Source organism: Arthrobacter sp. C152 (assembly GCF_054890965.1).
This window is the reverse complement of sequence record NZ_JBTZSU010000007.1, coordinates 139,133-165,656: the sequence shown is the minus strand read 5'-3', so window position 1 is coordinate 165,656 and position 26,524 is coordinate 139,133. Positions and strand designations below refer to the sequence as shown.

Genomic DNA, 26,524 nt, shown 5'->3' with positions numbered 1-26,524 from the left:
CATGACGAAGCACGGCCACGTTGCAATCAGCTGCGTTGACATCCGCAAGCAGTTCGTTTTGCGTCACACCAGATCCCTCAAGGAAGCCCTCGTGTGGCTGGTCAAGGGGCGCAAGGGAGATCTGTCCAAGAAGTTCCTGGCGCTCAAGGATGTCTCCCTGGAGGTCAGACAGGGCGAAACCGTGGCGCTCATGGGCCTGAACGGTTCCGGGAAATCGACCCTGCTGAAGCTTATTTCCGGCGTACTTCAACCCGATGGGGGCTCCGTGCGCACCCGCGGACGCGTGGCGGGGCTCATCGAGGTCGGCGCGGGATTTCATCATGACCTCAGTGGACGCGACAATGTCTACCTGAATGGTGCCATTCTTGGCATGACCGAGAAGCAGATCGACGACATGTTCGACTCTATTGTCGAATTCTCGGAGATCGGCGAGTTCATTGACACCGAGGTGAAGTTCTATTCCTCGGGAATGTACCTCCGGCTCGCCTTTTCAATTGCGGTCCACACTGATCCCGAAGTGTTCCTGATCGACGAAATCCTGGCCGTCGGCGATGAACCGTTCCAGCGCAAATGCATCGCCAAGATCAAAGAACTCTCGGACGCGGGCAAGACCCTCTTCGTGGTCAGCCATGACCTTGATCTTGTAGCCACTGTGTGCGAGCGTGGCGTGCTGCTGGAACATGGCGAAATTATTATGGACGGTGACGTGCACGACGTCGTTACTGAACTCAGGCGACGTTCCATGGATCCCGCATAGTCCCGCATGATCAGGGCATCGCAGGCCCGTAAGCTTCTTGTCATTGCCGTCCAGTTTTCCTTCAGATGTTCCTGAAAGTGGTGTTTCCGTGTCCTGGTGGCAATCCATGCCAGTAATCCTTACGGCCGTTCTTTTGATCTTGCTGCCCGGTCTGGCGACGTCGATGGCTATCAGGGTTCGCGGAATTCTTGCCCTCCTCATTGCGCCGGCCTTCAGCGTCGGAACCATGGGTTTCCTGGCGCTGGTATTTCCGTTCGTGGGGATATCCTGGACCCCCGCGCCGGTCCTGGCCGGCTGTCTTGTGGTCTCTGCGGCCGCTTTTCTCATATCGAAGTTTTGGGGATCGCGGCGGGCACCCGTCGTGGCGCAAAGCAACAGCGGCCAGGTAACGGCAGTGGTTGCCGTAGGCTCCGTCATTGCCGCTGTTGTCATTGGCGCCCAAATGGCCACGGCAATGATCCATGCGGACTCCATTTCGCAAACCTATGACAACGTCTTCCACCTCAACGCCGTCCGTTGGGCCCTGGAGTCGCAGAATGCTTCGCCCTTGAACCTGGGGGCTTTCACCGGCATCAGTGCCTATCCTGCGGCCTGGCATGGAATTGTGGCGCTCGTTGGAGAGCTGACCGGTGCGTCAATCCCTGTCCTCGTGAATGCAACGAGCATTGGGATCGGCGCTGTGGCATGGCCTCTCAGCACGCTCTTCCTCGTCTTTGCGGTCGCCGGCTACCGCAAGGCGGCAGCTGTGCTCGCGCTGGTCTTCTCGTCAGGCTTCGCGACGTTCCCCATCCTGATGATCGACTGGGGAGTCCTGTACCCGAACCTGCTTTCCATTTCCGTTCTTCCCGCCGCCCTGGGACTGGCGTTTACAGCGCTGGGGCTGGGCTTCCATGAACGTCCAGCCGCCCCGGTTGCGTGGTTGAGCGCAGCCCTCGCCGCTGCCGGCGTGGCCCTGGCCCACCCGAGCACCCTGATGGCACTCCTGGCCTTTGCGCTGCCCGGGGCCCTCGGCCTGTACTACTGCAAAATGCGGGACCTTCGTGCCCTCGACACCGATGACTCCAGGCGCAGGATGTTTGTACTGTCCGCCGTACTCCTTGTGGGGCTCCTGGCGCTGACGGCCCTTTGGTACTTCCTTCGTCCTCCAGCGGACGCGGCAAACTGGCGCGTTGTGGAGACCCCCGCGCAGGCGCTGGGTGAGCTGTTGCTCAATTCTTTCCTCGGCCGTCCCACCCAGGAATTCCTCAGCATCTGCCTTATCGCAGGACTGGCGCACCTGTGGATCACGAAGTCGCGCCGTTGGCTCATTGGCACGTACTTGATCGGTGCGGGGCTCTTCTTCTTTGCTGCGGGATACGACGCTTCGATCAGGCAGTTCATTACCGGTGTCTGGTACTACGACAGCTACCGGCTCGCCGCATTGCTGCCGGTCGTTGTTATCGGGCCGGCTGTCATCGGGGCCCTGTTTCTCATGGACTGGCTGCGAGGAAGACTGCAGGCCGTGGACCGGACCACGTTTATGAAGACCCGGTTCCCGGGCCGTCCTGGCCTGAGGAGGCAGAAGGTCCTTGCCGGGGGAGTCTACGCCCTGGCCCTCGTCTCCCTCGTCCCCCAACTGCTGCCGACGAATTCTGCCGCCTTCCGGGCCCATTGGAGTTACCGAAGTGCGGAGGATTCAGCGCTGCTGTCACCGGAAGAGCGGACCCTGCTGGAGCGCCTGCCACAGACAACAGAACCGGGAGCCGGCATCGCGGGCCTTCCAAGCAGCGGTACGTCGCTCGCCTACGCCTTGGCGGGGCGGACCGTCATACAGCCCCACATCCTCACGACCCACGGGTCCGACGTCGATGTTGTGAATGCCGGGCTCAAGGATGCAGCGCAGTTCCCTGCAGTCTGTGAAGCTGTCCGGAAGCTCAACGTCCGCTACGTGCTGGACTTCGGCACCAGGACTGTTACAGGTACGCTCCCCGGGTACGGCGGCGTCATGGATCTTCACGAGAATGACAGCCTGCAGCTCGTCGATTCGGAAGGGCCCGACGCACGGCTCTTCAAGGTCGTTGCCTGCTGGTAGCTAATACCGGGGCAGGGCTGGCGTAGCCGGATTGACGGCGTTCACGGCCGGCAAGGCGGTCACGACAATGTTTGTGCCCCAGGGGTCGTCGCTGTGGCAGCTGATCAACACCAGTCTGTGGGGCACTATGTTCCAAATGTCACTGTCCCTCAACGTCGACTTTGAGTAACTGGCGACGGCATCCACCCGGTAGTCGATGCTGCCCGCCGCTGTCACCACCGTGAGCATGTCCCCCGGGGAGGCAGCAGTGCTGAGATGGTTGAAGGGGGCGTCCTGCCCCACCCAGCTGTGGCCGGCAATGTACGTGGTGTTCGTGGAACCAGCACCCGGGGAACCGTACCTGGCCAGCCAGTAACCGTCCGTCGTCTGCGGCGGTACAAGGCTGCGGCTGGCGATGTCATCCGGACCCGGGTCGAGGGGGTGGACTTGGACAACCACTCCAGCCTTCGGATAACTCAGCCGCAGGGGCGGTGACGCCGCGGGTTCGCCGGCCCCCGGTGGAGACAGTCCCGGCCACATCGGCAGGTGGTCCGACTGCAGGATGCCGGTGGACGGGGCGCTGGCAGGAGACGCCCCAATGCCTGAAACCAAGAGCAGAACTGCACTGCAGACCGCGACTAGAGTGACATCCCGGTGATGCCCGTGCGCGGTGCGCTGGGCAACCACCTAACGTGCAACCTTCCTCGCCCGGACCCATGCGATTCCGGCCCAGCCTGCCAATGCGGCCGCGATCACGGCCCAGCCGCCTTGCGTCCACAGGTTGCTGGCGTTCCCCGACGCAGCAGGAGCTGCGTGACTCTGGACGGCCCCGTCCACGTTGTACCCCAGATTCCTGGCGGTATTAGGTGGAGCTTGTGCCGGTGACGCCGGTGCAACGGCCTGCACGGGCCCTGAGGGTGCGGCGACTTTTCCGACGCAGCCATTGTTGAGGATGAAAACGTTCTCCGGGGTCATGTTCTGCCCGGCGGGATCACCGCCGAATCCGGGAAACGGAATGATGTCGCCCGTGTGGGCGGCATGGCCATTCAAATCGTGGATCAGTCCGTGAACGGATACAAAAAATGGTTCGTATGTTCCTGCCTCCGTGAGATGGCAGATCATCGCACCGGGAGGCGTCGTGTCCGTAGCTGCCGCCGCAGAGGTGGGGCCGCCTATGCTCCCCAGCGTTGCAATTCCCAAAGCGGCAACACTGTTTCGCATTCTCTGGCCCCCACCACACTAGTCACCCGATCCCGCAGCTGAATCGAACGCTAAAACGGAATCTCCGATAAGTCCAGCGTTGGGGACTCGCCCGGTGGCTGATCCGAGCCGGACTGGCTTATTTCTGTGTGACGGTCCCGAGAACTGGCTTGAGATTGTCCCAGGTATCCACGTTGCAGGTGTTGTTGCGGCGGAAGCTGGTCCTGACCTGCTTGCCGTCAATCTCTCCAAAAACATCGGCGATGTTCGGCTGGTTGACTGCTTCGCACTCGTCGCTGTTTTCCGAGGGCTGGTAATCCAGCAAAGTGGGTTCGCGGTCCAGGAGGCTGCACGCCTTGTCCGCATCCGGCAAGTCCGTTCCCTTGACGGCCGTAGAGCGCACACAGACAAGGTGGTGGGTTGACTGATCTGCAGCATTTCCGGAGAGCGTGGTTACTGTCAGCCGTACTGTGGGTTCCTCGGCCGACGACTGGTAGGTTGGCGTCGCTGTCGGGGTCGGTTGGGTTGTGGGTGTCGCCGACTCCTTGGGGGGTGAGTCGCTGATGCTGCAGGAGCTAAGTGCCATCGCGGCCACAACTACCGAGAGAACAGCTTTGAAGGGGGGTCGCATTGAGTTCCTTGGTGAAGTGCAGCCCGGCACGGCAGTGGATGAACCGTCCGCTGGAGGGATGTCAAAAGAGCAGCTTGGTCAGGAGGGCCGGCTACAGCGGCTAGTTTTCCAAAAGTTCCAGCAGGTAGGAGCCGTAGCCGCTCTTTACCAGGGGCTCCGCGCGACGGCGCAGGTCGTCATCAGTCAGGAAACCCAGGCGCCACGCGATTTCTTCGGGTGCGCCGATCTTCTGGCCCTGCCGGTTTTCGACCGTTCGAATGAAGTTTGATGCATCGCTGAGGTCGTTGAAGGTACCCGTATCCAGCCAGGCGGTGCCGCGGGGGAGGATCTCGACCTGGAGGAGCCCGCGTTCGAGATACACCTTGTTGACGTCGGTAATCTCCAATTCCCCGCGGGGGGAAGGCCTCAGGTTCTTTGCGATGTCGATGACGTCGTTGTCGTAGAAGTAGAGCCCCGGGACGGCGTAGTGGCTCCTTGGCTTTTCGGGCTTCTCCTCGAGAGACAGTGCCTTGCCGTCTGCGTCGAACTCCACCACGCCATAGGCGGACGGATCCTTGACCCAGTAGCCGAACACCGCGCCGCCTTCGATGTTGGCGTGACGGCGAAGCTGCGTGCCCATGCCCTGGCCATAAAAGATGTTGTCCCCCAGGACCAGGGCGACGGTATCGTCGCCGATATGGTCGGCACCGAGGATGAACGCCTGCGCCAGGCCATCAGGGCTGGGCTGCTGGACGTAGGACAAATTCACCCCGAACTGCGAACCGTCCCCCAGGAGGCGCTGGAACTGGTCCGCGTCCTGCGGGGTGGTGATGATGAGAATGTCACGGATCCCGGCAAGGATCAGGGTCGACAGGGGGTAATAGATCATCGGCTTGTCGTACACAGGGACCAACTGCTTGCTGATGCCCAGAGTGATCGGGTGAAGCCTGGACCCGGTGCCTCCGGCAAGGATAATTCCGCGCATTACTCCATCATTGCTGCCGCTTCGGCGCGGGGCAAACCGGGGGTATCGCCTGGCACGGTAGAATTGCGTGTCACCGTCAATACCATTGAGCCGAACCCGGAGTCCGCGTGTCATCAAGAAAAACCCCTGCAGGACTGCTCGTGGGGCGGCCGCTCGATCCCCGGAACAACAGCCTGAACCTCATCCGGCTGATCCTGGCACTTGCGGTGTTGGTCCACCACAGTTGGCCACTGACCGGGGCACCTCACGAACCGATCTTCGCGGGCGAGACACTCGGCGGCTGGGCCGTTTCAGGCTTCTTTGTGATCAGCGGCTACCTCATCACCGGCAGCAGATTCAGTCACGGACTGGGCGACTACCTCGTCCACCGGCTTGCCAGGATCATGCCGGCCTTCATTGTTTGCCTGATCACGATGGTGGTTTTCTTCGCCCCAATTGGCTATCTGGTGGCAAAGGGCAGCCTTGAGGGGTACTTCGGCACAGCGACGTCACCGTTGAATTTCCTCATCTCGAACCTGACGTTGAAGATGAACCATTACGATATTGCCGGGACGCCGCTAAACGTTCCTTACGCCGGTGCATGGAACGGCTCACTGTGGAGCCTTTACTATGAGTTCCTTTGCTACCTCGTGGTCGCTGCGCTCGGCTGCTTTGCAATCTTCCGCAAATCACCTTGGTTTCTTACTCTGCTTTTCGCCGCGTCTGTGGTGGCGCAGGCAAACATTGAAGTGATCAACCGGTACACGAATGGCAACTTCGATGTGGTGCTTCTGTTCAAGCTCCTGCCGTTCTTCCTCGGCGGAGCAGTGCTGTTTGTTTGGAAATCCAGGATCGGCATCCACTGGCTGCCCGCCGTCGTCAGCCTCCTCGTGTCTCTCCTCATGGTCTCCGTGTTTCCAGCGTGGGGTGGGCAGGCATCGGGCGCGCTCATCGCCTATGGCACTCTCTGGATTTCCACCTGGCTCCCGCAGCCCAGGATCATTGCCAAGAACGACGTTTCGTACGGCGTCTATATCTATGCTTTCGCGTTCCAGCAGCTGATCGCGGTATTCGGCGGCTACGAGTGGGGTTTGGTGTTGTTCTCACTTGCGGCCGCTGCGCTGACGATTCCAACGGCAATCGCCAGCTGGGTGTGGATTGAACGCCCTGTGATGCGCAGGGTCCGCAGCAAGGACCACCGGCCCAAGTCTGGACCGTCAGCTGGAGTCTCGCCCGCCTTGGCTGACCGGGAACCCGTGGCCAGCGCCGACGCCGTACGTGCGCGGTCGTGACCTCCGCGCAGACGAGGCGTTCAACCCGGCAGGAGACGGCGCCCGCGAAGCGGCTCGACGGTAGCCGATGGCTGTTGCCCGCCCGGCAACAGCCCAGGCGAGGCTCGCTGTTGTGGGCAATGGCAGGGGGCGTCGCCGCGGCCGGCGCCATCACGGTCCTGCGCCTTGCCGGCGCACTGACAGGCCCATGGAGCCTTGTCCTCCTGTTTGTTTGTCTGGTGGCATTGCCTACCGCGAAAACATTCTCGGGCCGCCTTGCTCTGTCCCTCAGTGTCCTGTTTGGACTGGTTCCGTTGCTTTGGTGGATTCCCTCGGGTTTCGGTCCGATCGGCCGGGGAACGTTCGTTTTGGCTGCGGCGGCGGGACTGCTCATCTTTGCAGCCTTAAGAAACGGTGTCCGCGGTGCTGCCCGCCGGCTTGTTCCGGCGTTCCGCTGGCTCGATGCGGTTCCCGTGCTCGCCGCCGTCCTCTCGTCCTGGGTCCACTGGAAACTGCTCTCAGTGCATGCCTACGACAAGGCGCTGAGTCTCCTCACCATGAACTGGGACAACGCGTCCCACTTCGATATCTTCCACATGCAACGGCTCTACGGCAGGGTGGTGCCTTTGCTGGGCGCGTCACCCGATGGCAGCGACTGGTCCTTCACGGACTACCCACAGGGTTTCCACGGCGTCGTGGCGATCATTGCCGAGCTGACATTCGGAAAGTCGGTAGGTACCCCGGCCGAGGAACTGGTGAACTATGCCACTGGGAGCGCTTTGGTTTCCGTCCTCGTGGTGGTCATGGTGCTGGCTGCCCTTGCTTCGCTGCCTGCGTTCCGTCGCCGGTCCATCGTGGCTTTCCCTGCGCTGGCCCTGGTGGCCTCCGGATGGATCTTTGGCCCGGGGTCGTCGGCGTCCCTGCATGGCTTCCCTAATTTCTTCCTGGCCGTAGGTTTGGCTTCTGTCGCCCTCGTGCTGGCAACTACCATGGACCGGCCTCTCAGCCCCGCAGCACTGCTGCCGTTCGTTGCCTGCGTTGTTGGTGTCGCGCATAACTGGGCGCTCCTGGAGGTCCTGGTTCTGGGCGCCATGGTGATGGTGCTGCAGCCCTGGGACCGGCTGCGGTGGCGGACAACCCGCGCCGGCTACCTGTCCGCCGCCCTGATCGTCCTCATCGGCGTCGCGGGCGCAGCCCTCGCAGTTAGCCAGCTCGTTGGGGTTTCCACGGAGGCCGTTCTCTATGGTGTGGGTGGGGTTCCCATCCCTGACCTTGGCCAGCTGGCGGTGATTGTGCTTGGCACCTCAGCCCTTGCCGCACTGGTCTTCGCCAAGGGCACCCGGAACACGGGCGGCACCTTGCAGAGGCTGCGCTGGTCCTTTGCGGGCCTCGCCGCCGGTGTCATGCTGGCATCCGTCATGGCCGCGGCCCAGCTGGCCAAGGGTGGAACGTTGACGTACTACTCCCACAAGTTGGCCATAGCACTGTTCCTGGCGGGGCTGGTGACATTGGCCTTGGTCCTGGCCGCATGGCTGGAAACTGTTCGCGGCCGGAGCCGGCAGGACGAACCCAGGAACCGGGTGGAGGCCCACAGCAGCACCCACCGGAGGGGCGAAGGCAGGAAGCCCGGTGCCGTCGCCGCTTCCGCCCTGGCTGCCGTCGCCGCGACACAGGCCTTTGGCTTCACCTTCCCACTGGCGGCGCAGGGGCTGCCGCCGTCGTCCCCGTCGGCTGTGGCCATGGCAAAGGAATCGAAAGTCCTTGCTACGGTGCCGCCCTCGGTTAGCTTGCTGATGGCGGCGGCCAGGGGCCGGGAAGGTCAGCCGGCGGTCTACGTCACGACCCGGCCCGCCGATATTGACGCCATCCTTGCCAAGCAGTGGTACGACGGCCTGACGTCGACGTACACGGAGAAAGGCTGGAAGCTCTCCCTAAACATGTTCGAACTCAGCGGCGGCGTGGACAACCTCCGGCTCGTGGTCAACAAGATCAAGAAAGCGGACCCATCCGCGTTGATCATCGTGGATCCGGATAACCAGGCGGCGCTCAACTACATCCTGGCAACATTGGACGGGTGAGGATCGGTCTTCGTCCCTCACTCGGGATCGCACAGCTTAAAAGCCGACGACGGCGGCACCCGCGTGGGTGCCGCCGTCGTCGGCTTAGGCGCTGCCCTAGTAGGGCTGGACGTCCGGCTGGGCGTTGATCCACGTGCTAAGCCGTTCGATGCCCTGCTCAAGGTTGTACTGGGGCTTCCAACCGAGCGTTGCGGTGGCAGCTTCGACGTCGGCCCATGCGTGCCGTACGTCGCCTTGGCGGTACTGCCCGGTGACGTGGGGCTCGGGCGCACCGTACCGGGCCGCGATGATCCTGGCCGCGGTGCCGATGGTCTGGAATTCCCCCGACCCGATATCCATCGGCTCGCCCTGGACGTTGGGGGACAGGGCTCCTGCCACGATGGCGGAGGCGACGTCGTCGATGAGTACGAAATCCCGGCGCACTTCCCCGTCCTCGTACAGGGGGATGGACTTGCCACCCATGGCCATGCGGCAGAACAGGCTCATGATGCCCGTGTAGGGGTTAATCAGGGACTGCCCAGGGCCGTAAACGTTCTGGAGACGCAGGATGACCGTCTCCACGCCGTAGGACTTGGCCCAGGCCTGAAGAATGTTTTCCTGGGCGAGTTTGGTGGCCCCGTAGACGCTAACCGGGGCGGGGAACGTCTCCGAAGCCTTCATTGCGGCAGGCGCGGCGTTCGGAAAATCCCATTGGCCTTGGTCCAGGGTGGCGCTGGTTCGCTGTCCGGGGTAGAACCGGTGCCCGTCGGCGTCGACCCAGGGCCCTTCGCCGTAAATGGCGCGGCTGGAGGACAGGACGATCCGCCGCGGCAGTTTCCCGTGCCGGTTCAGCCCATCCAGGAGTTGCGTCGTGCCCACAACGTTGACGTGTGCATGCCGCGTTGACTCCTCCAGTGATTGGCCGGTGCCTGTCTCGGCCGCGAGGTGGATGACGACGTCAGGGGTGACGTCGGCCAGGACCTTGTCCCAGGTCTGCGCTTCGGTGATGTCGGCAACGACGAGCTCGGCATCCTCGTGCAGCTCGGAGGGACGCTCGCCGGAGGCGTGGATCTGCGGGTGCAGGTTGTCCACGACGACCACCCGGCCGAAGTTGGCAACCAGGTCGCTGGAGATGGCGCAGCCAATGAAACCGGCACCGCCGGTCACCAGGACCGTTCCCTGTGCCTGGGTTTCCGGGGCGGGTGTTGTCATGAAGGGCCTTTCTGGAGCTGACATTTAGTTACCGAAGGTGTGGCTGAGGAGAACTTTCACGGCGGGAAAATTCTTGTTGGCCAGGGCTTTTGGCAAGAGAGCGAGGGCGTGGGCCCGGGAAGTGAGCCGAAGCTTTGCCGCCCGTGAAGCCTTCGTCCAACCGTTGAGATTCGCCTGTTCTGCCGACACCGCGAAATAGTCGCGCTCACCGGCGAACCTGGAGCCGTCAACCAGTTTGGTGGAAGATGCACTTTCCGAGTGGCGGCGGTAGGAGAAGCAGACGGTGGGTTCAAGGAGAAGCTGATCACCGCGGTAGACCATGTCCATGACCAGGGCCAAATCCTGGATGATGGGGAACCCGGAGCGGAACTCGACGCTGCGGATCTTGTCGGTGCGGAAGGCAAGCGAGGGCCAGTAGAGCCAGTCGCCGTGCATCAGGTTGGCGGCAAGGTGCTCTCCAGAAAGCAGGCGTGGCCCGCGGGTACGCGGCCGGACGATGTGCTGCTTCGTGCTGTCCACCAGGGTCCGCACCACGGTGCCCTGTTCGTCAATGACCTGGACGCCCGGCTGGATAATCGCGGCTTCGGGGAACCGTTGGTGGGCCCGATTGATCACGGTCACGTAGTTGGGCAGCAGAACGTCGTCACAGCCGAGGATGACCATGACTTCTTCGGTGGCCAGTGAGACGCAGGTCTTGTAGTTCTCGGTGATTCCGGCGTTCTGGTCCTTGCGGATGTACTTGACTCGCGGATCATCGATTGACGCCATGAAGCGCTGGATCTCGTCGCCTGGGTAAGCGTCGTCCACAACGGTTAGGAGCCAGTCGTCAGAGTCCTGGGCGAGGACGCTGCGGACCGTCTCCTTCATGTAGTCCGGGTCGCCCCAGTAGGGAATGAAGATATCAAGTGGCATGCGGGATCCAATGGGTCGGGGTATGGCTGGTGTCAGCCGCGGTCAAGGGAAGCCGGGTCGGTTACAGTCGGAGTCCGGGACGGCTCGGCCAGTTCGGCATCCAGGCGGGCCTCAAGGCGCTCAATGTGGGTACGAAGGATTGCTGCTTCCTCCGCCAGGGTGCGGGTCTCGTCTTCCACGACCGATATCTCCCACGACAGGTGGAGGCAGACGCCAAGGGCCAACAGGATCGTCATCGCGAACAGGAGGTTCGACGGGACCTGGACTCCGAGGAGCCTGGCTGTCAGGGCCAGGAGTTGCGGGAAGGCCGCAAGGACCAGCGTTGCCAGCCCCACGACCAGCCAGAGCACCGCATACTTTTCCCGGAGCTTCTTCCGACGGAGCATCTCGACCACGAGGACGACGATGACGAGGGCAAGGATGAAAGCGGCCAGAACGGACAAAATCATGCTCTTTCGAGTTGGGGAGAAGGAGTACGGATCTCCGAGCGGCGCCGCGTCAGGGCGAACAGCAGGGCGAAGACGGACCGGCCAAGGTAGATGGCGGACTTGACGGGGTTATGGCTGGGCGTCCCGCCCTGGCGAACACGCATCTCCACAGGAACCTGCGTGATGACGCAGCCGGACCGGATGGCCACCACGAGGGAATCGATGGTGTCGCCAAGGTACTCGGCAGGGTAATGGTCGATGAACTGGTCGATACCCCGGCGGTTGGCCGCCTTGAAGCCCGAGGTAACATCCGTCAGGCGGGTGCGGGCCAGCCCCGAAATGACCTTGGCCAGCAGGACCATCGCCCAGCGCCTTGGACCGGAAACCTTGTAGGTGCCGCGGTCCGCGAAGCGGGCGCCAATGGCGATGTCCGCGTCGGCCAGGGCCGCCAATACCCGGGAAATCTCCTTGGGATGGTGCTGTCCGTCTGCGTCCACCTGGATAACGGCGTCGTACCCGTTCCGCTTTGCGTACTTGAATCCGGCCCGCATGGCCCCTCCGACGCCAAGATTAAAGGGGAGGTCAAGGACCACGGCGCCGGCCTCTGCAGCTACTGCGGCCGTGCTGTCCTGGGAGCCGTCATTAACCACGAGTACGTCATAGCCTTCGCGGAGCGCCAGCACTTCGCGGACCGTATTGCCAACGGATTCCTCTTCGTTCCACGCCGGCATGATGACGAGGGCGCGGGTGTAGGGGGGGATTGACATAGCTACTAATCTATACCAGAACCGGTACCCGGGGTGGCTGGCGGCACGGCCGCGGGGGGTTGTGCCGGCGCCGTCCGTGGCTTCCCCACGCCGTATGCGGCACGGATGTGCCGCAGGTAAAGATAGGAGTAAACCCAGGGTGCCAGCTTCAGCAACGCTGCCCCGGCCCCAATGATTCTGTGGACGGAGAGGGCGCGGACAAGCATTTGCCAGCTGATGTCACGGCGGCACTCCGCGACAGTGCGGGCCGCAGGCGCTGAGCCGCGGCCGCGGGCGATTGCGCTTTGCGCTACCAGCAGGAACACCAACGTGCGCATGCAATCGTAAGCCGCAGCATACTTGCCCTCCTTGAACCGCTGGTCCAGGTGCTGGTCCAGATGGCTAAGGGCCACGGTCGTGTCGGCCACGGTTGGAACGCGGCCCCAGGTGAGGGAACCATCCATGATGTGGTAGCGGTACACCGGTGTACTGATTGAGCGGACCCGGCGCGCCAGCGAGTGAAGGATGATGTTGGTCGCCATGTCCTCGAACCGGGCGGCACCTTCGGCGAAGCGGACTTTGTCGAAGAGATCGCGCCGGATCAGCTTGTCCCAGGGAAATGGCGTGAGTTGGTCGCACATGGCGAGCCGGCAGGCCTCGGCGCCATCGAATTCACCCAGCGCTGGGGAGGCAGAAGTTCCCTCCGTCCCGTCCGGCTGCACTACGACACGGCCGCCCACTACCACATCGACGTCGGGTGATGTTCCGGCGTGCATGGTTTCAAGGAACGTTGGAAGGTACTCGTCGTCGCTGTCTATGAAACTGATCCAGGACCCCCGGGCGGCATCCAGGCCGGCATTCCGGGCTGCTGACACACCAGAGTTGGCCGGCAGGGCGATGACCGTCAGGTTGTCGAACTCCTGCTCGAGGGTTCGGGCCAGGGCCAGGGTGCCGTCAGTGGAGTGGTCGTCCACCACCAGAAGCTCGAAATCCGGCTCGGTCTGCGCCATGACGCTCCTCACCGCACGCTCGAGCAGTCCGGCGGCATTGTAGGCGGGCATGATCACGCTGGTTCGGGGAGCGGGGGAGTTGTTGGGCACTGGCCTTCCTTCATGTGTGTGGGTCCGGCAGGTGGCGTGGCGGTGGTCAGATGGAGGCTGCGACGGCGGATTTCCCGCGCCGGACAATCGAGGCGATATGGATGGCTGCACCGAATGCCGGTCCCGCGGCCAGGGCCAAAGCCGTCCGGGCGGACAGCGGCAGGGGAAGCAGCAGGCACAGGACGCTGACGGCCGTCCCGGATACCCAGCCTATGGAGTAGGCGCGGTGGATTCCCACCGCAAGGGCGGCCGTCCCCGTGAGCGTCAGGATGGCCATCAGTGCTGCATCGAACGTGAGAGCCGCCAGGAGCCAGGCCGGGACGTCGTATTTGCCTGGGAACAACAGGTCCATCAGCCAAGGCCCGAGCAGTCCGGCCGCGATGCCGCCAGCGACGCCCACGGCGATAAAGAGCGCTGCCGGCTTGTACAGTGCCCGGATACCACGGTCGCGCTGGTTGACGAACGCGGCGATGGCGACGCCTTGGAAAGCCTGCAGCGGCACCATGATGGGCGCGCGTGTGAGCTGGATGGCCAGCAGCAATCCGCCAGCGGATGCCAGTTCCGTGGCCGTGCTGGTGAAGCTGAGGATCACGGGGAATCCCACGATCAGGGCCGCGGTGGCGCTGGACGAGAGCATGGCATGGCCGGTTTGCTGCATGTACACGGGGCGGGGAACATCGGCGCGGGCCGCTGCGGCACCCCGCGCCGTGGGGGACAGCAGGAGGAAGGCCAGCCACAGGCCTGCAGCAAGGGCGCAGGCGAATTCAAGGCCCAGAAGTCCGACGCCGAGCAGGACTACGCTGCCAACGGTCGCCAGGCGGAACAGAGCCTCAGCGCCCATCAGCCTGGAGTACAGGTTCCACTCCTGGGCGCCGGCGGATGCGCCGGCGAGGGCTGAATGACCTGAATAGGCGATTGCGGCAACGGCCAGGGTGGGCAGGAGCCACGGCAGATTGCTGCCAAGGACGGAGGGTGCCCACGCCCACGAGGAGGCCAGGAGCAGGAGAGCCACGATGGCACCGACCACAAGGCCGTTAACCAGAACCGAGGGATGGCTACTGGTACCGGCCCGGTTGACGCCTATTGATTCCGCAGAGCGGACGGCGCGGGTTGTCTCACTCTGAACACCTGAGAGCACGCCGAAAATGCCGAACAGGGCACCCCAGAATACGCTGAACTGCGCGTACTCCTCGGGACGCAAATGGTTCCCGGCGATGACGAGAATGATGAAACCGGCAGCGGCCGCGACCACGGATGCGACGCCCACTCCGGATGCGCTCTTGGTACTGATGGTCCGGCTGCCGGCAGCGTCGCCGTCTACCTCCGGCGGCCTGGCGGCGGGTTTCTTCCAAGGCAAATTCATGTGGGGCTTTCCGTGGCAGCGCGAAGACCTGTTCTTCCCAGGTGCCCTTCGATCTTACGGTAAGCCTCTTGGCGGGTTGCGGTTCCGGGGTTGGGGCACAGGCGCAGGGGCCTGGGATATTAGAATCGGCTGCACGGGCCCGCAAGCACCGGCCCGTGAGCAAGCAATACCAGGAATTTTCGTTTCCATCGACCAGTCAGGTGCACATGAAACGCGTTCGGGTTGCCACTCTTTCGGGCTTTTTCGCCGTCCTTTGTTTGCTTGCCGGCTTTGTAACTGCAGTTCCCGCTGGTGCAGGTACGCCGATTCAGGACAAGTATCAAATGCTGGGCGGAGAAGCCGGTGCCCTGGGCGCGGCGGCTGGACCTGAACGATGCGGGCTTGCGGGCGGCGGCTGCTATCAGGACTTCCAGCAGGGGCAGATCCATTGGACGCCCGCAACCGGTGCCCGTGCCACGTGGGGCGCCATCGGTTCGGCCTGGCGGCAACAGGGGTGGGAACAAGGCGGCTTGGGCTACCCCGCGACGGATGAAGTTTGCGGCCTGGTCCGCTCGGGCTGTTACCAGACTTTCCAAGGCGGCCAGATCCATTGGTCGCCGGCGAGCGGTGCCCGGCAAACGCAATGGGGTGCCATCAGAAACCGCTGGGCAGCCAGCGGCTTCGAGTCCGGCCCCCTGGGCTATCCGGTGGCTGCCGAAAGGTGCGGCCTTACGGCAGGCGGCTGCTATCAGGCCTTCCAGGGCGGCCAGATCCATTGGGCGCCGGGTATCGGCGCCTACGCCACCGGCGGATCCATTGACTATGTCTGGGGAACACTGGGGTGGGAGAACGGGCGCCTCGGTTACCCGGTGGCCGAAGAAGTTTGCCCGGGCGACGGCGGCTGCAGCCAGGGATTCCAAGGGGGGACGCTCACCTGGTATCCGGGCTCGGGCGTAACGGTCAACTACTACCAGCCCGGTGAGTACCAGCACGTCATTAACAAGAGGAACCCGCTGTCGCCGATCGACTACACGCCTTCTGACATGGTCAACGTGGGCGGGCATGCTTTGCGTTATCAGGCCGCCCTCGCCTTTTGGCGCTTTACGGACGCCGCTGCAGCCTCTGGTGTGGCGACGACCGTGGTGAGCGGTTTCCGGAGTTATGCCAGCCAGGCGTCCCTTTACCAAAGCTACGTTGCGTTGTACGGACAGGAGCGGGCAGACGAGATCTCGGCGCGGCCTGGCTACTCTGAACACCAAAGTGGTTTGGCTGTCGATATAGGAAACCCGAGTGGAGTGTGTGGACTGCAGGAATGTTTTGCCTCCACGCCGGCCGGTCAGTTTGCCGCGGCGCATGCTCACGAGTTCGGTTTTGTGGTCCGTTACCCCGCGGGGATGAGCTACTGGACCGGTTACGCGTACGAGCCATGGCACTTGCGGTATGTCGGGAAGGACGTGGCGATGGATATGCACAACCGGGGCATCGATACCCTTGAGCAGTACTACGGTTACCCGCCTGCACCGACATATTGAGCACCCAGGGCACGTGCGGGCCGGTCTGCAATGACAACCCGGCAACCCCCAGCCGGTAACCTAGGACTATGTCGCGACTCCTCGTAACCGGCGGTGCCGGGTTCATTGGCTCAAACTTCGTACATTACGTTCTGCGGGAGACCGACCATACGGTCACAGTGCTGGACAAGCTCACGTACGCGGGCAACCTGGAGTCCCTCAAGGGTCTGCCAGCGGACCGCTTCAGTTTTGTGCGGGGCGATATTGCCGACGCCGCCCTCGTTGACGGCCTGGTCGCCGAATCTGACGTCGTCGTCCACTACGCTGCGGAGTCGCACAACGACAACTCCCTGCACGATCCGCGGCCGTTCCTCGACACCAACATCATCGGCACGTATGTGCTTATCGAAGCGGCGCGGAAGCACGACAAACGCTTCCACCACATCTCCACCGACGAAGTGTACGGCGACCTTGAACTCGACGATCCTGAGCGCTTTACGGAGCAGACGCCGTACAACCCGTCCAGCCCGTACTCTTCCACGAAGGCCGGATCCGATCTGCTGGTCCGGGCGTGGGTGCGCTCGTTCGGCCTCCAGGCCACGATCAGCAACTGCTCGAACAACTACGGTCCGTATCAGCACGTGGAGAAGTTCATTCCGCGTCAGATTACCAATGTGATCGACGGCATCCGGCCCAAGTTGTATGGCAAGGGCGAGAACGTCCGGGACTGGATCCACGCGAACGACCATTCGTCGGCCGTGCTGGCGATCATCGATAAGGGAGTTATCGGTGAGACATACCTGATCGGAGCCGACGGTGAGAAGAACAACAAGGACGTTGTGGAGCTCATTCTTACGCACATGGGCCAGTCGCCGGACGCCTACGACCACGTGGTGGACCGCCCGGGGCACGACCTGCGCTACGCCATCGATTCAACACGCTTGCGCACCGAAATCGGGTGGGAACCGCAGTTTTCCAATTTCGATGCAGGAATCGAAGACACCATCGCCTGGTACCGCGACAATGAGGACTGGTGGCGGCCGCAAAAAGCGGTGACGGAAGCAAAATATAAGGAACAGGGCCAGTAACCCATGGCGATCGAATTCGCGAAAAAACTGACAGCCCGCGAGACTCCGATTCCCGGCGTCGTTCTCTATGAACTCCCGGTCCACGGGGACAACCGTGGCTGGTTCAAGGAGAACTGGCAGCGGGAGAAGATGGTTGCCCTGGGTCTGCCGGACTTCCGGCCCGTGCAGAACAACATTTCCTTCAACGAGAAAGCCGGCACCACCCGCGGAATCCATGCGGAGCCGTGGGACAAGTTCATCTCCGTTGCCACCGGACGAATTTTTGGCGCATGGGTTGACCTGCGCGAAGGCCCCTCCTTCGGCACCGTCTTCACTGCGGAAATGGACGCCAGCCAGGCAATCTTCATTCCACGTGGAGTCGGCAATGCCTTCCAGACCCTCGAAGACAACACCGCCTACACCTACTTGGTCAATGACCACTGGTCCGCCGAGGCGCAGGACCAATACACCTTCCTGAACCTGGCTGACGAAACAGCTGCTATCCAGTGGCCCATTCCGCTGGACCAGGCTGAATTGTCCGAGAAGGACAAGGCCCATCCACGGTTGCCGGACGTAACGCCCATGCCTGGAAAGAAGATCCTGGTGGTCGGTGCGGACGGACAGCTGGGCAAGGCGCTGCGGGCACTCTACGGCAGTGACGACTCCGTGGAATTTGCGGGCCGGGCTGAATTCGACCTCGGCAATGAAGACGCCTTCCAGGCCAGGAACTGGAAGAACTACTCCAGCATCATCAACGCGGCCGCCTACACGGCGGTGGACACAGCAGAGACCCCTGAAGGGCGCGCGGCTGCCTGGGCCATCAACGTGGCAGCCGTTTCACGCCTGGCGAGGACCGCCGTCGAGCATAACCTCACCCTGGTGCATGTTTCGTCTGACTACGTGTTCGACGGCGGGTGCGAGATCCACGACGAAAAGGAGCCTTTTACGCCGCTTGGCGTCTACGGCCAGACAAAGGCTGCAGGCGACGCCATCGTCAGTGTGGTCCCGCGGCACTACATCATCCGGACCAGTTGGGTGATCGGCGACGGCAACAACTTTGTCCGGACCATGGCTTCCCTGGCCCAGCGCGGCATCGAACCTTCGGTGGTCAACGACCAGGTCGGCCGGCTCAGTTTCACCGCAGACATAGCGTCGGGGATCAGGCACCTCCTTGACACCGGTGCGGCGTATGGAACCTACAATCTGACGAACGACGGCGCGCCGCAGTCCTGGGCGGACATCGCGGCGGATGTCTACGAACTGGTGGGCGAAAGCAGGCAGGCTGTCACGGGCGTCAGCACCGCAGAGTATTTCAAGGATAAGAAGGCTGCTCCCAGGCCCCTGAACAGCACACTGGACCTCGGTAAAATTGCCGCTCAGGGCTACGTTGCGCGCAACTCGCAGGAAGCTCTGAAAGAGTACGTACACGGCCTGCGGCCCCACGGCAGCTAGAGCGCTCAAACAGCAGCGGCAGGAAACTTTGATGTTTCCTGCCGCTGCTGCCATGCTGGGCGGAACCGTTACCAGCGGTAGACGCTGACCCCGGTCGTCGGGGTCCAGATCAGCGATCCTCCCTGGAAATCCTGCCGGCACTCGCTGTAGGCGTTGCAGTATTCGTCGGTGTAGGGGTAGCCGAGCCAGCCGTTTTCAAAGTTTTGGGTGGCCCACACATAGCGGATGGATCCGAAGGGGCTGAAGTGTGCCCCTGTGGCGGATGACCAGATCATCGAACCACCCTGGAAGAACTGGTAGCAGCCGCCGTTCTTCAGGCCGCACACTTCGTTGCTGACCGGGTAGCCGGTCTGGCCATTCTCGGAGCCGAGTCGCTGGAAGTTGGCGCGGATGGCTCCGGCGCTAACGGCGAACGCTCCCGAGGCCGGCGACGAGTAGATATCGCCTCCTTGGAACGTCTGCACGCAGCCTGAAGCTGCATAGCCGCAAACCTGGCCCGACGTCGGGTAGCCCAGGACGCCATTTTCGAATCCCATTGCCGCATAGCGGTCCCGGATCGGGCCTGCGGGGCTGATCTGGGCACCGGTGCCGGCACTCCAGATGATGGCGCCTCCCTGGAACATCTGGTAGCAGCCACCACCCTTAAGCCCGCAGATTTCAGGTCCCACGACCGGGTAGCCCAGCAGTCCGTTCTCCGATCCGGCGCGCTGGTAGGTGCCCCGGATCGCGCCTTCGCGAATGGCGTGGGCGCCGGTGGAAGGAGACCACTGGATAGTTCCGCCTTGGTAGATCTGGTAGCAGCCGTTGTTGACCAACCCACAGGCTATTGGCCCCCACGGATTCCCAATCCACGACTTGGAGGCCAGGTATTCCTGGTTGAAGGCGGCTTCTATGTTGTCGCCGGCCAGTGCAAAACGCTGCAGGGACGAGTAGTCCCCGTTCCACACGTTCGAGTCACCGGCGAAAGGACCCGTGCTGCTGTACTGCCAGATGCTGTAGGTGCCCCAACTGCCCGATGGAACCGGGCCGGCGTCGTTCGTGGGGGAGCCTGGATAGGCAGCAATCCACAAGGGGTAGTCGCCAAAGCCTGCGGGGTTTCCCAGGCACTGGTTCCACCAGCTTGTGTTTGTGTAGATCACGGGCGAGCGGCCGGTCAGTGCCCGCATCGTGTTGCCGAAGTCCTGCACCCACGAAGACAGCTGGCCTGGAGACATGTTGTAGCAGGTGTTCCCGAAGTAGAAACCGTTGATGGTCCTGCCTTCGTAGGGGTTGAATTCAAAGTCGAGAACGGGCGGCATCGTGTAGCCATCGGCAGACCAGCCGCCCCCGTTTTGGACGAAGTAGCGTGCCTGGTCTGCTCCTGAGGACCAGTTCGGGATCGCGAAGTGGTACGCGCCCCGGATCATGCCCACATTGCGTGCGCCCTGGTACTGCGAGCTGAAGAGGTCATTGGTGAAGTAGTTGCCCTCGGAGGCCTTCACGTACGCGAATCTGGCACCCATGTTCCACTGCTGCTGCCAGTCGACGCTTGTCTGATGGCCGCTGACGTCGAGCCCCTGTACACCGAAGGTCGGCGTCCAGCTGCCCTGGCTCGAGAGCGTCTCGGCGCTGGGCTTGGAGGCTGGGCCCTGGGCGGCTGAGGCGGCGACGCGTGCTGAGCGCTGGCCCATCTCGGCACCCCCGGGCCCGACGGCTTCGGCCATCGACTGCGCTTGCGGGCTTGGGGTGGCGGACGGCATTGCCGTCTGGGTTGCGGCCGCCGTTGGCTGCGGTGTGGTGGGAGCCCCCTGGGAGGCCGACGGCGAGGCTGCGGGTTCGGCAGTGGCCGACGGCAGTTGCGTGGGCTCCGCCGTTGTGGTTGCGGGGGAGGGTTCGACAGCGAAGGCTGCGCCGGGTCCTGCTAACAAGCTGAGTGCCAACAGTGCTGGCCCCATGGATTTCATGACGGGGCGACGGGACTGAGACGGGTTCCGCTTCATTTTTGGCTCCGGAGACAATGTGGCGCTTCACAGGCGCTCATTAGGTTGCTGCTCGGGCGGTTCCCCCAGGAACAGGACCCGACAGTCGGTGGATCGATAAATTGTGCGCCTACCATAACACCGGAGTTACATTTGGGACTAGTGATTCAGGTGTTACTGAGGTGATTCCGACCCATGTTGGATCACGCCTTTGGGTCCCTACGTTAACTTCGAGTGTGCTGCCTCCCGGACTGCAAAGGGCGAGCCGCGGATTGGGCGGGGCCTTCGCAGTCCTGCGCAGGTTGAATCAGTCACGGACAAGACGTTGGCCCCGAACGGTCTTGCCGTCCGGGGCCAACTCATCCAGCTATATATTTGTTTTCCGCGGATCCTAGGCGTACACCACGCTGACACTGCCCGAGCGCCACGTTATGCGGCCGCCCTGGAAGTCCTGGGCAACGCCGCCGTTACCTGCCGAATACTCGCCGGTGGTCGGATAGCCGAGGCGGCCACCCTCCGAGCCCAGGCTGACCCAGGCGGACCTGATGCCACCGGTGACGATGCGCGCACCCGAAGTGGGAGACCAGACGACTTCGCCGCCCTGGAAGTACTGCTTCGCACCGCCTCCCACGAGACCGGCTATTTCGTCGGTAGTGGGGTAGCCGAGGCCGCTGGCCGGGCCGCCTGCGTTGTCCCAGGTGGCGCCGATGCCGCCCTTGGTGATGTGTGAGCCGGTGGCGGCGTTCCAGGAGATCTTGCCGTATTGGAAGCCCTGCATGACGCCGCCGGGTATCGGGGCATATTCATCGGTGGTGGGGTAGCCGAGGCCGCTGAGGGGGCCGCCCGCGTTGTCCCAGGTGGCGCCGATGCCGCCCTTGGTGATGCGGGAACCGGTGGCGGCGTTCCACGAGATCTTTCCGAACTGGAAGTTTTGCATCACGCCGCCGGGCATGGGCGAGTATTCGTCCGACGTCGGGTAGCCAAGATCGCCGTCCTGCGCGCCACTGCCCGTCCACTTGGTGTTGATCCCGTAGACGACGGCAAAGGCGCCCGTGCCGGGCAAGTACGTAATGATTCCATGCTCGAACTCCTGGTAGGAGCCCCCAAACCGCTGGTTCGTTACCTCGTTGGCGATGGGAAGCCCAACGATGCCGGACACTTCGGCGTACTTATCCCCGATCGGGCCCTGCACCGGGTACGGGAGGGAGCTCTTTACAGCCAAGTCCGCGAACCAGTACCGCTTTGCTGACTCATCGCTGGCCAGCACCACGATGCCGCTGGCGCTGGTGACGGGCTGCTTGGTGGTGGTCGGATTATTGACGGTGGCCGAGGCGCCGTTCTGGATGACCGGAGTTCCACGGCCAGATCCGAACACAGGGTTGTCCATGTCAGCGGTCTTCTCATAGATGCTGCCCGAAACTCCGGCGTAGGGGCACCCGCTGACATTCGTGGACGGCCCCGTCTGGAAAGCGTGGACCTTGTTGTTCTCCGGGTCCAGCACAATTTGCGGGCGCGTCTGGCAGTCGCCAAGGGTCGAGATGGTGGACTTCGAGAATGACCCCGTGCCCGGCTTGAAGACCAGCAACTGCAGCTGGGGTTGTGTCACGTCAGAGGTGATCTCGTCGAGGCTTGTCTTAACGGCGGCGTAGACCCGACCGGCGGTGTCTGCCTGGAGCGACTTGAGGTTCAGGTGGTCATCGGCGATGCCCTTGCCCTGCACGGCCGGTTGGGATTTCCAGGTAGTGGGTGACGTGCCGTCGGTGCGTGTGGCCCACCAGACCGAGCCCGTGGTCTGATCCGACCACATGATCCCGATCTGTTTCTTGTTAAACGCCACTACTGCAGAAATGTCGTCCACTGCCGGGTGGACGTTGTTGACTGGAAGTATGAACGGGCTGCCCCAACTCGAGCCGCCCGCCGCCGAATTGTTCACCATCACGTTGCTGGTGTAACTGCCTGTTGCAGTTGCGTTGACCTCCGTCCACGTGGCCCAGATCGCACCTGTGCTGTCCTTGTCAATGGTCATTGACTCGCTGCTCTTGGTAGCGATCGTCGTGGGGAAGCCGCTGTCCAGCTTGTACGTTCCGTTGGCATAGCTGTACCGGTAGAGCTTGGCCGGTTGGTTGGGGAGGGACGGTTCCGTGATGGTCTCGGAGGATGCGGTAACTACATGGGATGCGATGTAGAGATGTGTACCGTCCCAGAGAGTATCGGCCAGGGTATCGGCGCGGTTGTCGATGGGGACGCCGGTGTCCACCCACTTCTTGTTGGCCCGGTCCAGTTTGTAGATGTGCCAGCCACTGCCGCTGGTCCACATGTCTGCCCACCAGGAACCGTCATTCCACCACAGCTTGCTTTCCGGTTTGTCGGCCGTGGGAGGATTGGACGCTCCGGTGTAGCTGATGCTTAACGTGCCATAGTCCGGTGCCGTAGCTGCGCTGGCCGGCCCCGCAGTTCCCACCCCCACACCCGCAAGCAAGAGGACTGTGGCCAGTCCTTGGCTCAGGGCGCGTCTTGTCCGTATCTTCACGATTCTCCTTAACTCTCAGCCCCAACGCTGCCGCATCCAGGCCCCCAAGGAAGCTGGTGCCCCCGTTGACCATTAACCGCGCGTGTACGTGCCGGGGCACGGGTAGCCGGTACTTCATTTGCCCGGTTCCGGCTACTAGGGCCGGGCAATTGGGTACTCAGAACCGGCAAGCGCCACTTTCGGCCGCTTTTGTCCACAGCTTCGCCGATGTGACTTGTTGAGCACGGGCAGTCTCCCTAGGCTTTACCCAGTTGCACTGCCTCCGTTGGGGGCGGCAGTTGTTTGGGGGAGCACATGGATGCGCTGGGAATAGTTGAGGATGAAGTCCGCGAACTCATCCGCCGCCGCGGCCTGGACCCGCTGCGGCAGGCAGGCGAAGTCCGGCGTCTGGTGGAAGCGGCGGTCACCGACTATGACGAACGTGCCCTCCTGGGACCGCTGCCGCCCCTCGGTCCCCTGGATGCTGCCCGTCGGTTCCTCTTCGACGCCGTAGCAGGCTTCGGAGTACTCCAGCCGCTGCTCGACGATCCCTCCATTGAAGAGATCTGGCTCAACGCTCCCAATGAAATCTATGTCGCCCGCAACGGCGAGTCAGAGCTCACCTCCCTCAGCCTGTCCGAGCAACAGGTACGCGACCTCGTCGAGCGGATGCTCAAGAGTTCCGGCCGGCGCCTGGACATGTCCTCGCCCTTCGTGGACGCTGCACTGCCGGACGGTTCCAGGCTCCACGTGGTCATCCCGGATGTGACCCGCCGCCACTGGGCGGTCAACATCAGGAAATTTGTGGTCAAGGCCAGCAGACTCGAGCACTTGGTTGAACTGGGCACGCTGACACCCCAGGCCGCCCGATTCCTGGGGGCAGCCGTGTCCAGCGGACTCAACATCCTCGTCTCCGGCGCGACGCAAGCCGGTAAGACCACCATGTTGAACTGCCTGGCCGCCAGTATCGGAAGCCGGGAGCGCGTCATCACCGTCGAGGAAATTTTTGAGCTGCAGTTTCCCCTCAGGGATGTGGTGGGCTTGCAGTGCCGGCAGCCAAACCTTGAGGGCGAGGGCGAAATCCCGCTTCGCCGCCTGGTCAAGGAGGCCTTGCGGATGCGCCCCGACCGGCTGGTGGTGGGGGAGGTCCGTGAAGCCGAGAGCCTGGACATGCTCATTGCCCTAAATTCAGGCTTGCCCGGGATGTGCACTGTCCACGCCAACTCCGCCCACGATGCCGTCACGAAAATCTGTACTCTTCCGCTGCTTGCCGGCGACAACATCTCCAGTGCCTTCGTGGTACCCACCGTGGCCTCCTGCATCGACCTCGTAGTGCACTGCAGCCGGCATCCCGACGGGCGGCGGCAGGTCACGGAGATCCTGTCACTGGGCCGGCGCGTGGAAAACGGCATCATCGAATCGTCCCTCGTCTTCGCCGCCGACAACGGTGTCCTGCAACCCCGTGCCAATTCCATGCCGGCAGCCGAGAAATTCAGCCGTGCCGGCTATGACGTCGCTGCCCTGCTGGACCCGCGATGATATCGGCACTCGTGGGCGCGACTGGGGGCGTGGGGCTTTTCCTCATCTGGTGGTCCTGCTGGGAGACCCCGGACAAGGGAAACCGCGAGCGCAGACCCAGCCGCCTGTCCGACCTGCTGGCGGCTGCAGGGGTCGACAAAGTCTCAACCTCCGGCCTGGCAGGAAGCTGCCTCGGACTGGCGTTATTCGTGGCACTCGTCTTCTTTGCTTCGAGCCGGTCATGGCCCATTGCAGCGTGCTTTGGCCTCTTCGCCGCCTGGCTGCCGATCGCCGTCCTGCGCTGGCGGGCGAAGAAGCGGCGTGCAATGCTCCGGCAGCTGTGGCCCGACGTCGTCGACCACCTCCGGTCAGCGATCCGCGCCGGCCTGCCCCTGCCTGAAGCCCTCATCCAGCTGGGCGACAAAGGACCGGAGCAACTGCGGCCCATCTTTCGGGAGTTCGGGGCCGACTACCGGGCCGGCGGCCAGTTCGACGGCTCCCTGGACAAATTGAAGCACAGGCTCGCCGACCCGGTTGCGGACCGCATTATCGAAGGACTCCGCCTGACCCGCGAGGTAGGCGGATCCGACCTCGGCCGGTTGCTGGGCACGTTAGCGGAGTTCCTTCGCGAAAGCGCGCGCACACGCAGCGAGCTGGAGGCGCGGCAGTCCTGGACGATCAACGCTGCACGCCTTGCCGTCGCGGCTCCCTGGATCGTCATGATTCTCCTGGCGACCCGGCCGGAGGCAATCCGGGCCTACAACACGCCGCTCGGCGCGGCTGTCCTGCTCGGCGGCCTCGTAGTGTCGCTGGTCTGCTACACGGTTATGCTGCGGATCGGCGCCCTGCCGCAGGACGAAAGGGTGCTTCGATGACCACCGCCTCCACGGCCGCCGTGCTCTGTGGGATTGCCCTCGGCGTCGGCCTGTGGCTTATCGTCTTCAGGTCACCGCCGATGCGGGCCATAACACTGTCCGAACGGATCGAACCCCAGCTCAAGTCCCAAAACCTCGAATCGCGGCTGCTGCGGGCAGGCGAGCAGAATCTGACGCCATTCGGGCCCCTGGAAAGAATTCTCCGGCCGGTACTCCACGACTGGCTGGCCGCCCTGAGCCGGCTTAACCCGTCATCCGGGGCCACCGAACGTCGCCTGGCGCAAGCGGGGATCGACAAATCGGCCATCGACTTCCGGGCAGAACAACTGCTGTGGGCAGCAACCGGCTTCGTCGGCTCCCTCACTGTAATTCTGATCGGCGCGGCGGGGGGCCGCTTCAACCCCCTCCTGGCCGCCGTGGCCATCATCGGTTGCGCCGCCCTGGGCTTCGTCCTGCGCGACTACTGGCTGGGCGTCCAGCTTCGTCGCCGGGAAGCACGCATGATGGCGGAATTTCCCAGCCTTGCCGAACTGATGGCTTTGGCCGTCCGCGCAGGCGAAAGTGCCACCGGCGCACTTGACCGGGTATGCCGAAGCGCCAGGGGCGAATTGTCCAAGGAATTCTCGAAGATCCTGGCCGAGACGAGGGCGGGAAAGCCCCTGGTGCTCGCACTGCAGGAGTTCTCCGCCCGGACCGATCTCCCGCCCCTGGTCAGGTTCGTGGACGGCATCATCGTCGCGGTGGAACGGGGCACGCCCCTTGCGGACGTGCTGCGCGCCCAGGCGCAGGACGTCCGTGATACGGCCAAACGCGACCTCATGGAGGCTGCCGGCAAGAAAGAAATAGCGATGATGGTGCCGCTGGTCTTCGGAGTCCTCCCGCTGACGGTTGTCTTTGCTGTTTTCCCGGGCATCGCCGCAATCAACCTGGGCTTTTGAACCGTGTGTCCATGCGCACCCCTAGAAACCAAGGAAGAGGTCAGAAA

At 63.1% G+C, this 26,524-nt stretch carries 21 protein-coding genes and 1 pseudogene; 10 read left to right on the top strand and 12 right to left on the bottom strand.

Annotated features, from left to right (window positions below):
- The first annotated feature begins 1 nt into the window (after position 1).
- Together ACYSM9_RS07680 and ACYSM9_RS07675 are read left to right on the top strand one after the other, a co-directional pair.
- Positions 2-757 carry an ABC transporter ATP-binding protein gene (locus ACYSM9_RS07680; RefSeq protein ID WP_461856385.1) on the top strand — a complete coding sequence of 252 codons (756 nt, stop codon included), beginning with the start codon at positions 2-4 and terminating at the stop codon, positions 755-757.
- Positions 758-863: 106 nt separating this feature from the next.
- A complete protein-coding gene (locus tag ACYSM9_RS07675; RefSeq protein WP_461856384.1) occupies positions 864-2,828 on the top strand; it encodes a DUF6541 family protein in 1,965 nt (654 codons plus the stop codon).
- On the opposite strand, the gene ACYSM9_RS07670 is transcribed toward ACYSM9_RS07675, so the two are convergent.
- The 3 genes from ACYSM9_RS07670 to rfbA form a co-directional block, all read right to left on the bottom strand.
- Positions 2,829-3,266, bottom strand: a complete 438-nt coding sequence (locus tag ACYSM9_RS07670; protein ID WP_461856383.1) for a class F sortase — start codon at positions 3,264-3,266, stop codon at positions 2,829-2,831.
- Positions 3,267-4,146: 880 nt separating this feature from the next.
- Positions 4,147-4,380, bottom strand: coding sequence for a hypothetical protein (locus tag ACYSM9_RS07665; protein ID WP_461856382.1), 234 nt, complete (start codon positions 4,378-4,380; stop codon positions 4,147-4,149).
- Between the two features lie 358 nt (positions 4,381-4,738).
- Complete coding sequence (gene rfbA, locus ACYSM9_RS07660; protein ID WP_461856381.1) at positions 4,739-5,602, bottom strand: glucose-1-phosphate thymidylyltransferase RfbA; 864 nt, start codon at positions 5,600-5,602, stop codon at positions 4,739-4,741.
- A 140-nt stretch (positions 5,603-5,742) separates the two neighbouring features.
- Here rfbA and ACYSM9_RS07655 point away from each other — a divergent pair, with 140 nt between their 5' ends.
- Complete coding sequence (locus ACYSM9_RS07655; protein ID WP_461856380.1) at positions 5,743-6,873, top strand: acyltransferase family protein; 1,131 nt, start codon at positions 5,743-5,745, stop codon at positions 6,871-6,873.
- A 119-nt stretch (positions 6,874-6,992) separates the two neighbouring features.
- Positions 6,993-8,930 (top strand): hypothetical protein, encoded by a 1,938-nt coding sequence (locus tag ACYSM9_RS07650; protein ID WP_461856379.1) that lies wholly within the window; start codon positions 6,993-6,995, stop codon positions 8,928-8,930.
- Between the two features lie 96 nt (positions 8,931-9,026).
- On the opposite strand, the gene ACYSM9_RS07645 is transcribed toward ACYSM9_RS07650, so the two are convergent.
- The 6 genes from ACYSM9_RS07645 to ACYSM9_RS07620 are packed head-to-tail and all read right to left on the bottom strand — an operon-like array spanning position 9,027 to position 14,670.
- Positions 9,027-10,121, bottom strand: coding sequence for an NAD-dependent epimerase/dehydratase family protein (locus ACYSM9_RS07645; protein ID WP_461856378.1), 1,095 nt, complete (start codon positions 10,119-10,121; stop codon positions 9,027-9,029).
- Between the two features lie 24 nt (positions 10,122-10,145).
- On the bottom strand, positions 10,146-11,033 hold the full coding sequence (locus tag ACYSM9_RS07640) for a glycosyltransferase (protein WP_461856377.1): 888 nt from the start codon (positions 11,031-11,033) through the stop codon (positions 10,146-10,148).
- 32 nt (positions 11,034-11,065) lie between these two features.
- Positions 11,066-11,476 (bottom strand): DUF2304 family protein, encoded by a 411-nt coding sequence (locus tag ACYSM9_RS07635; RefSeq protein WP_461856417.1) that lies wholly within the window; start codon positions 11,474-11,476, stop codon positions 11,066-11,068.
- A 2-nt stretch (positions 11,477-11,478) separates the two neighbouring features.
- Positions 11,479-12,228, bottom strand: coding sequence for a glycosyltransferase family 2 protein (locus ACYSM9_RS07630; RefSeq protein ID WP_461856376.1), 750 nt, complete (start codon positions 12,226-12,228; stop codon positions 11,479-11,481).
- Between the two features lie 5 nt (positions 12,229-12,233).
- Positions 12,234-13,307: a glycosyltransferase family 2 protein gene (locus ACYSM9_RS07625; protein WP_461856375.1), complete on the bottom strand. Its 1,074-nt coding sequence runs from the start codon at positions 13,305-13,307 to the stop codon at positions 12,234-12,236.
- Between the two features lie 46 nt (positions 13,308-13,353).
- On the bottom strand, positions 13,354-14,670 hold the full coding sequence (locus ACYSM9_RS07620; protein ID WP_461856374.1) for a polysaccharide biosynthesis protein: 1,317 nt from the start codon (positions 14,668-14,670) through the stop codon (positions 13,354-13,356).
- Between the two features lie 155 nt (positions 14,671-14,825).
- On the opposite strand from ACYSM9_RS07620, the gene ACYSM9_RS07615 reads away from it, so the two are divergent.
- The 3 genes from ACYSM9_RS07615 to ACYSM9_RS07605 all read left to right on the top strand — a co-directional run bounded on the left by ACYSM9_RS07615 (position 14,826) and on the right by ACYSM9_RS07605 (position 18,679).
- Positions 14,826-16,181 carry a D-alanyl-D-alanine carboxypeptidase family protein gene (locus ACYSM9_RS07615; protein WP_461856373.1) on the top strand — a complete coding sequence of 452 codons (1,356 nt, stop codon included), beginning with the start codon at positions 14,826-14,828 and terminating at the stop codon, positions 16,179-16,181.
- A 68-nt stretch (positions 16,182-16,249) separates the two neighbouring features.
- Entirely contained in the window at positions 16,250-17,248 is a 999-nt protein-coding gene (gene rfbB, locus ACYSM9_RS07610; RefSeq protein ID WP_461856372.1) for a dTDP-glucose 4,6-dehydratase, read from the top strand.
- A 3-nt stretch (positions 17,249-17,251) separates the two neighbouring features.
- Positions 17,252-18,679: a sugar nucleotide-binding protein gene (locus ACYSM9_RS07605; RefSeq protein WP_461856371.1), complete on the top strand. Its 1,428-nt coding sequence runs from the start codon at positions 17,252-17,254 to the stop codon at positions 18,677-18,679.
- A 68-nt stretch (positions 18,680-18,747) separates the two neighbouring features.
- On the opposite strand, the gene ACYSM9_RS07600 is transcribed toward ACYSM9_RS07605, so the two are convergent.
- The 3 genes and pseudogenes from ACYSM9_RS07600 to ACYSM9_RS07590 all read right to left on the bottom strand — a co-directional run.
- Complete coding sequence (locus ACYSM9_RS07600) at positions 18,748-20,586, bottom strand: GH25 family lysozyme (RefSeq protein WP_461856370.1); 1,839 nt, start codon at positions 20,584-20,586, stop codon at positions 18,748-18,750.
- Positions 20,587-21,028: 442 nt separating this feature from the next.
- Positions 21,029-21,415: an LGFP repeat-containing protein gene (locus ACYSM9_RS07595; RefSeq protein WP_461856416.1), complete on the bottom strand. Its 387-nt coding sequence runs from the start codon at positions 21,413-21,415 to the stop codon at positions 21,029-21,031.
- A gap of 117 nt (positions 21,416-21,532) precedes the next feature.
- Positions 21,533-22,024, bottom strand: a pseudogene (locus ACYSM9_RS07590) (LGFP repeat-containing protein); the annotation flags it as partial.
- A 1,437-nt stretch (positions 22,025-23,461) separates the two neighbouring features.
- On the opposite strand from ACYSM9_RS07590, the gene ACYSM9_RS07585 reads away from it, so the two are divergent.
- The 3 genes from ACYSM9_RS07585 to ACYSM9_RS07575 are packed head-to-tail and all read left to right on the top strand — an operon-like array spanning position 23,462 to position 26,477.
- Complete coding sequence (locus tag ACYSM9_RS07585; RefSeq protein ID WP_461856369.1) at positions 23,462-24,685, top strand: CpaF family protein; 1,224 nt, start codon at positions 23,462-23,464, stop codon at positions 24,683-24,685.
- Positions 24,682-25,539, top strand: coding sequence for a type II secretion system F family protein (locus ACYSM9_RS07580; RefSeq protein WP_461856368.1), 858 nt, complete (start codon positions 24,682-24,684; stop codon positions 25,537-25,539). Before ACYSM9_RS07585 ends, ACYSM9_RS07580 begins: the two co-directional genes overlap by 4 nt.
- Positions 25,536-26,477 carry a type II secretion system F family protein gene (locus ACYSM9_RS07575; protein ID WP_461856367.1) on the top strand — a complete coding sequence of 314 codons (942 nt, stop codon included), beginning with the start codon at positions 25,536-25,538 and terminating at the stop codon, positions 26,475-26,477. Before ACYSM9_RS07580 ends, ACYSM9_RS07575 begins: the two co-directional genes overlap by 4 nt.
- Positions 26,478-26,524 lie beyond the last annotated feature (47 nt).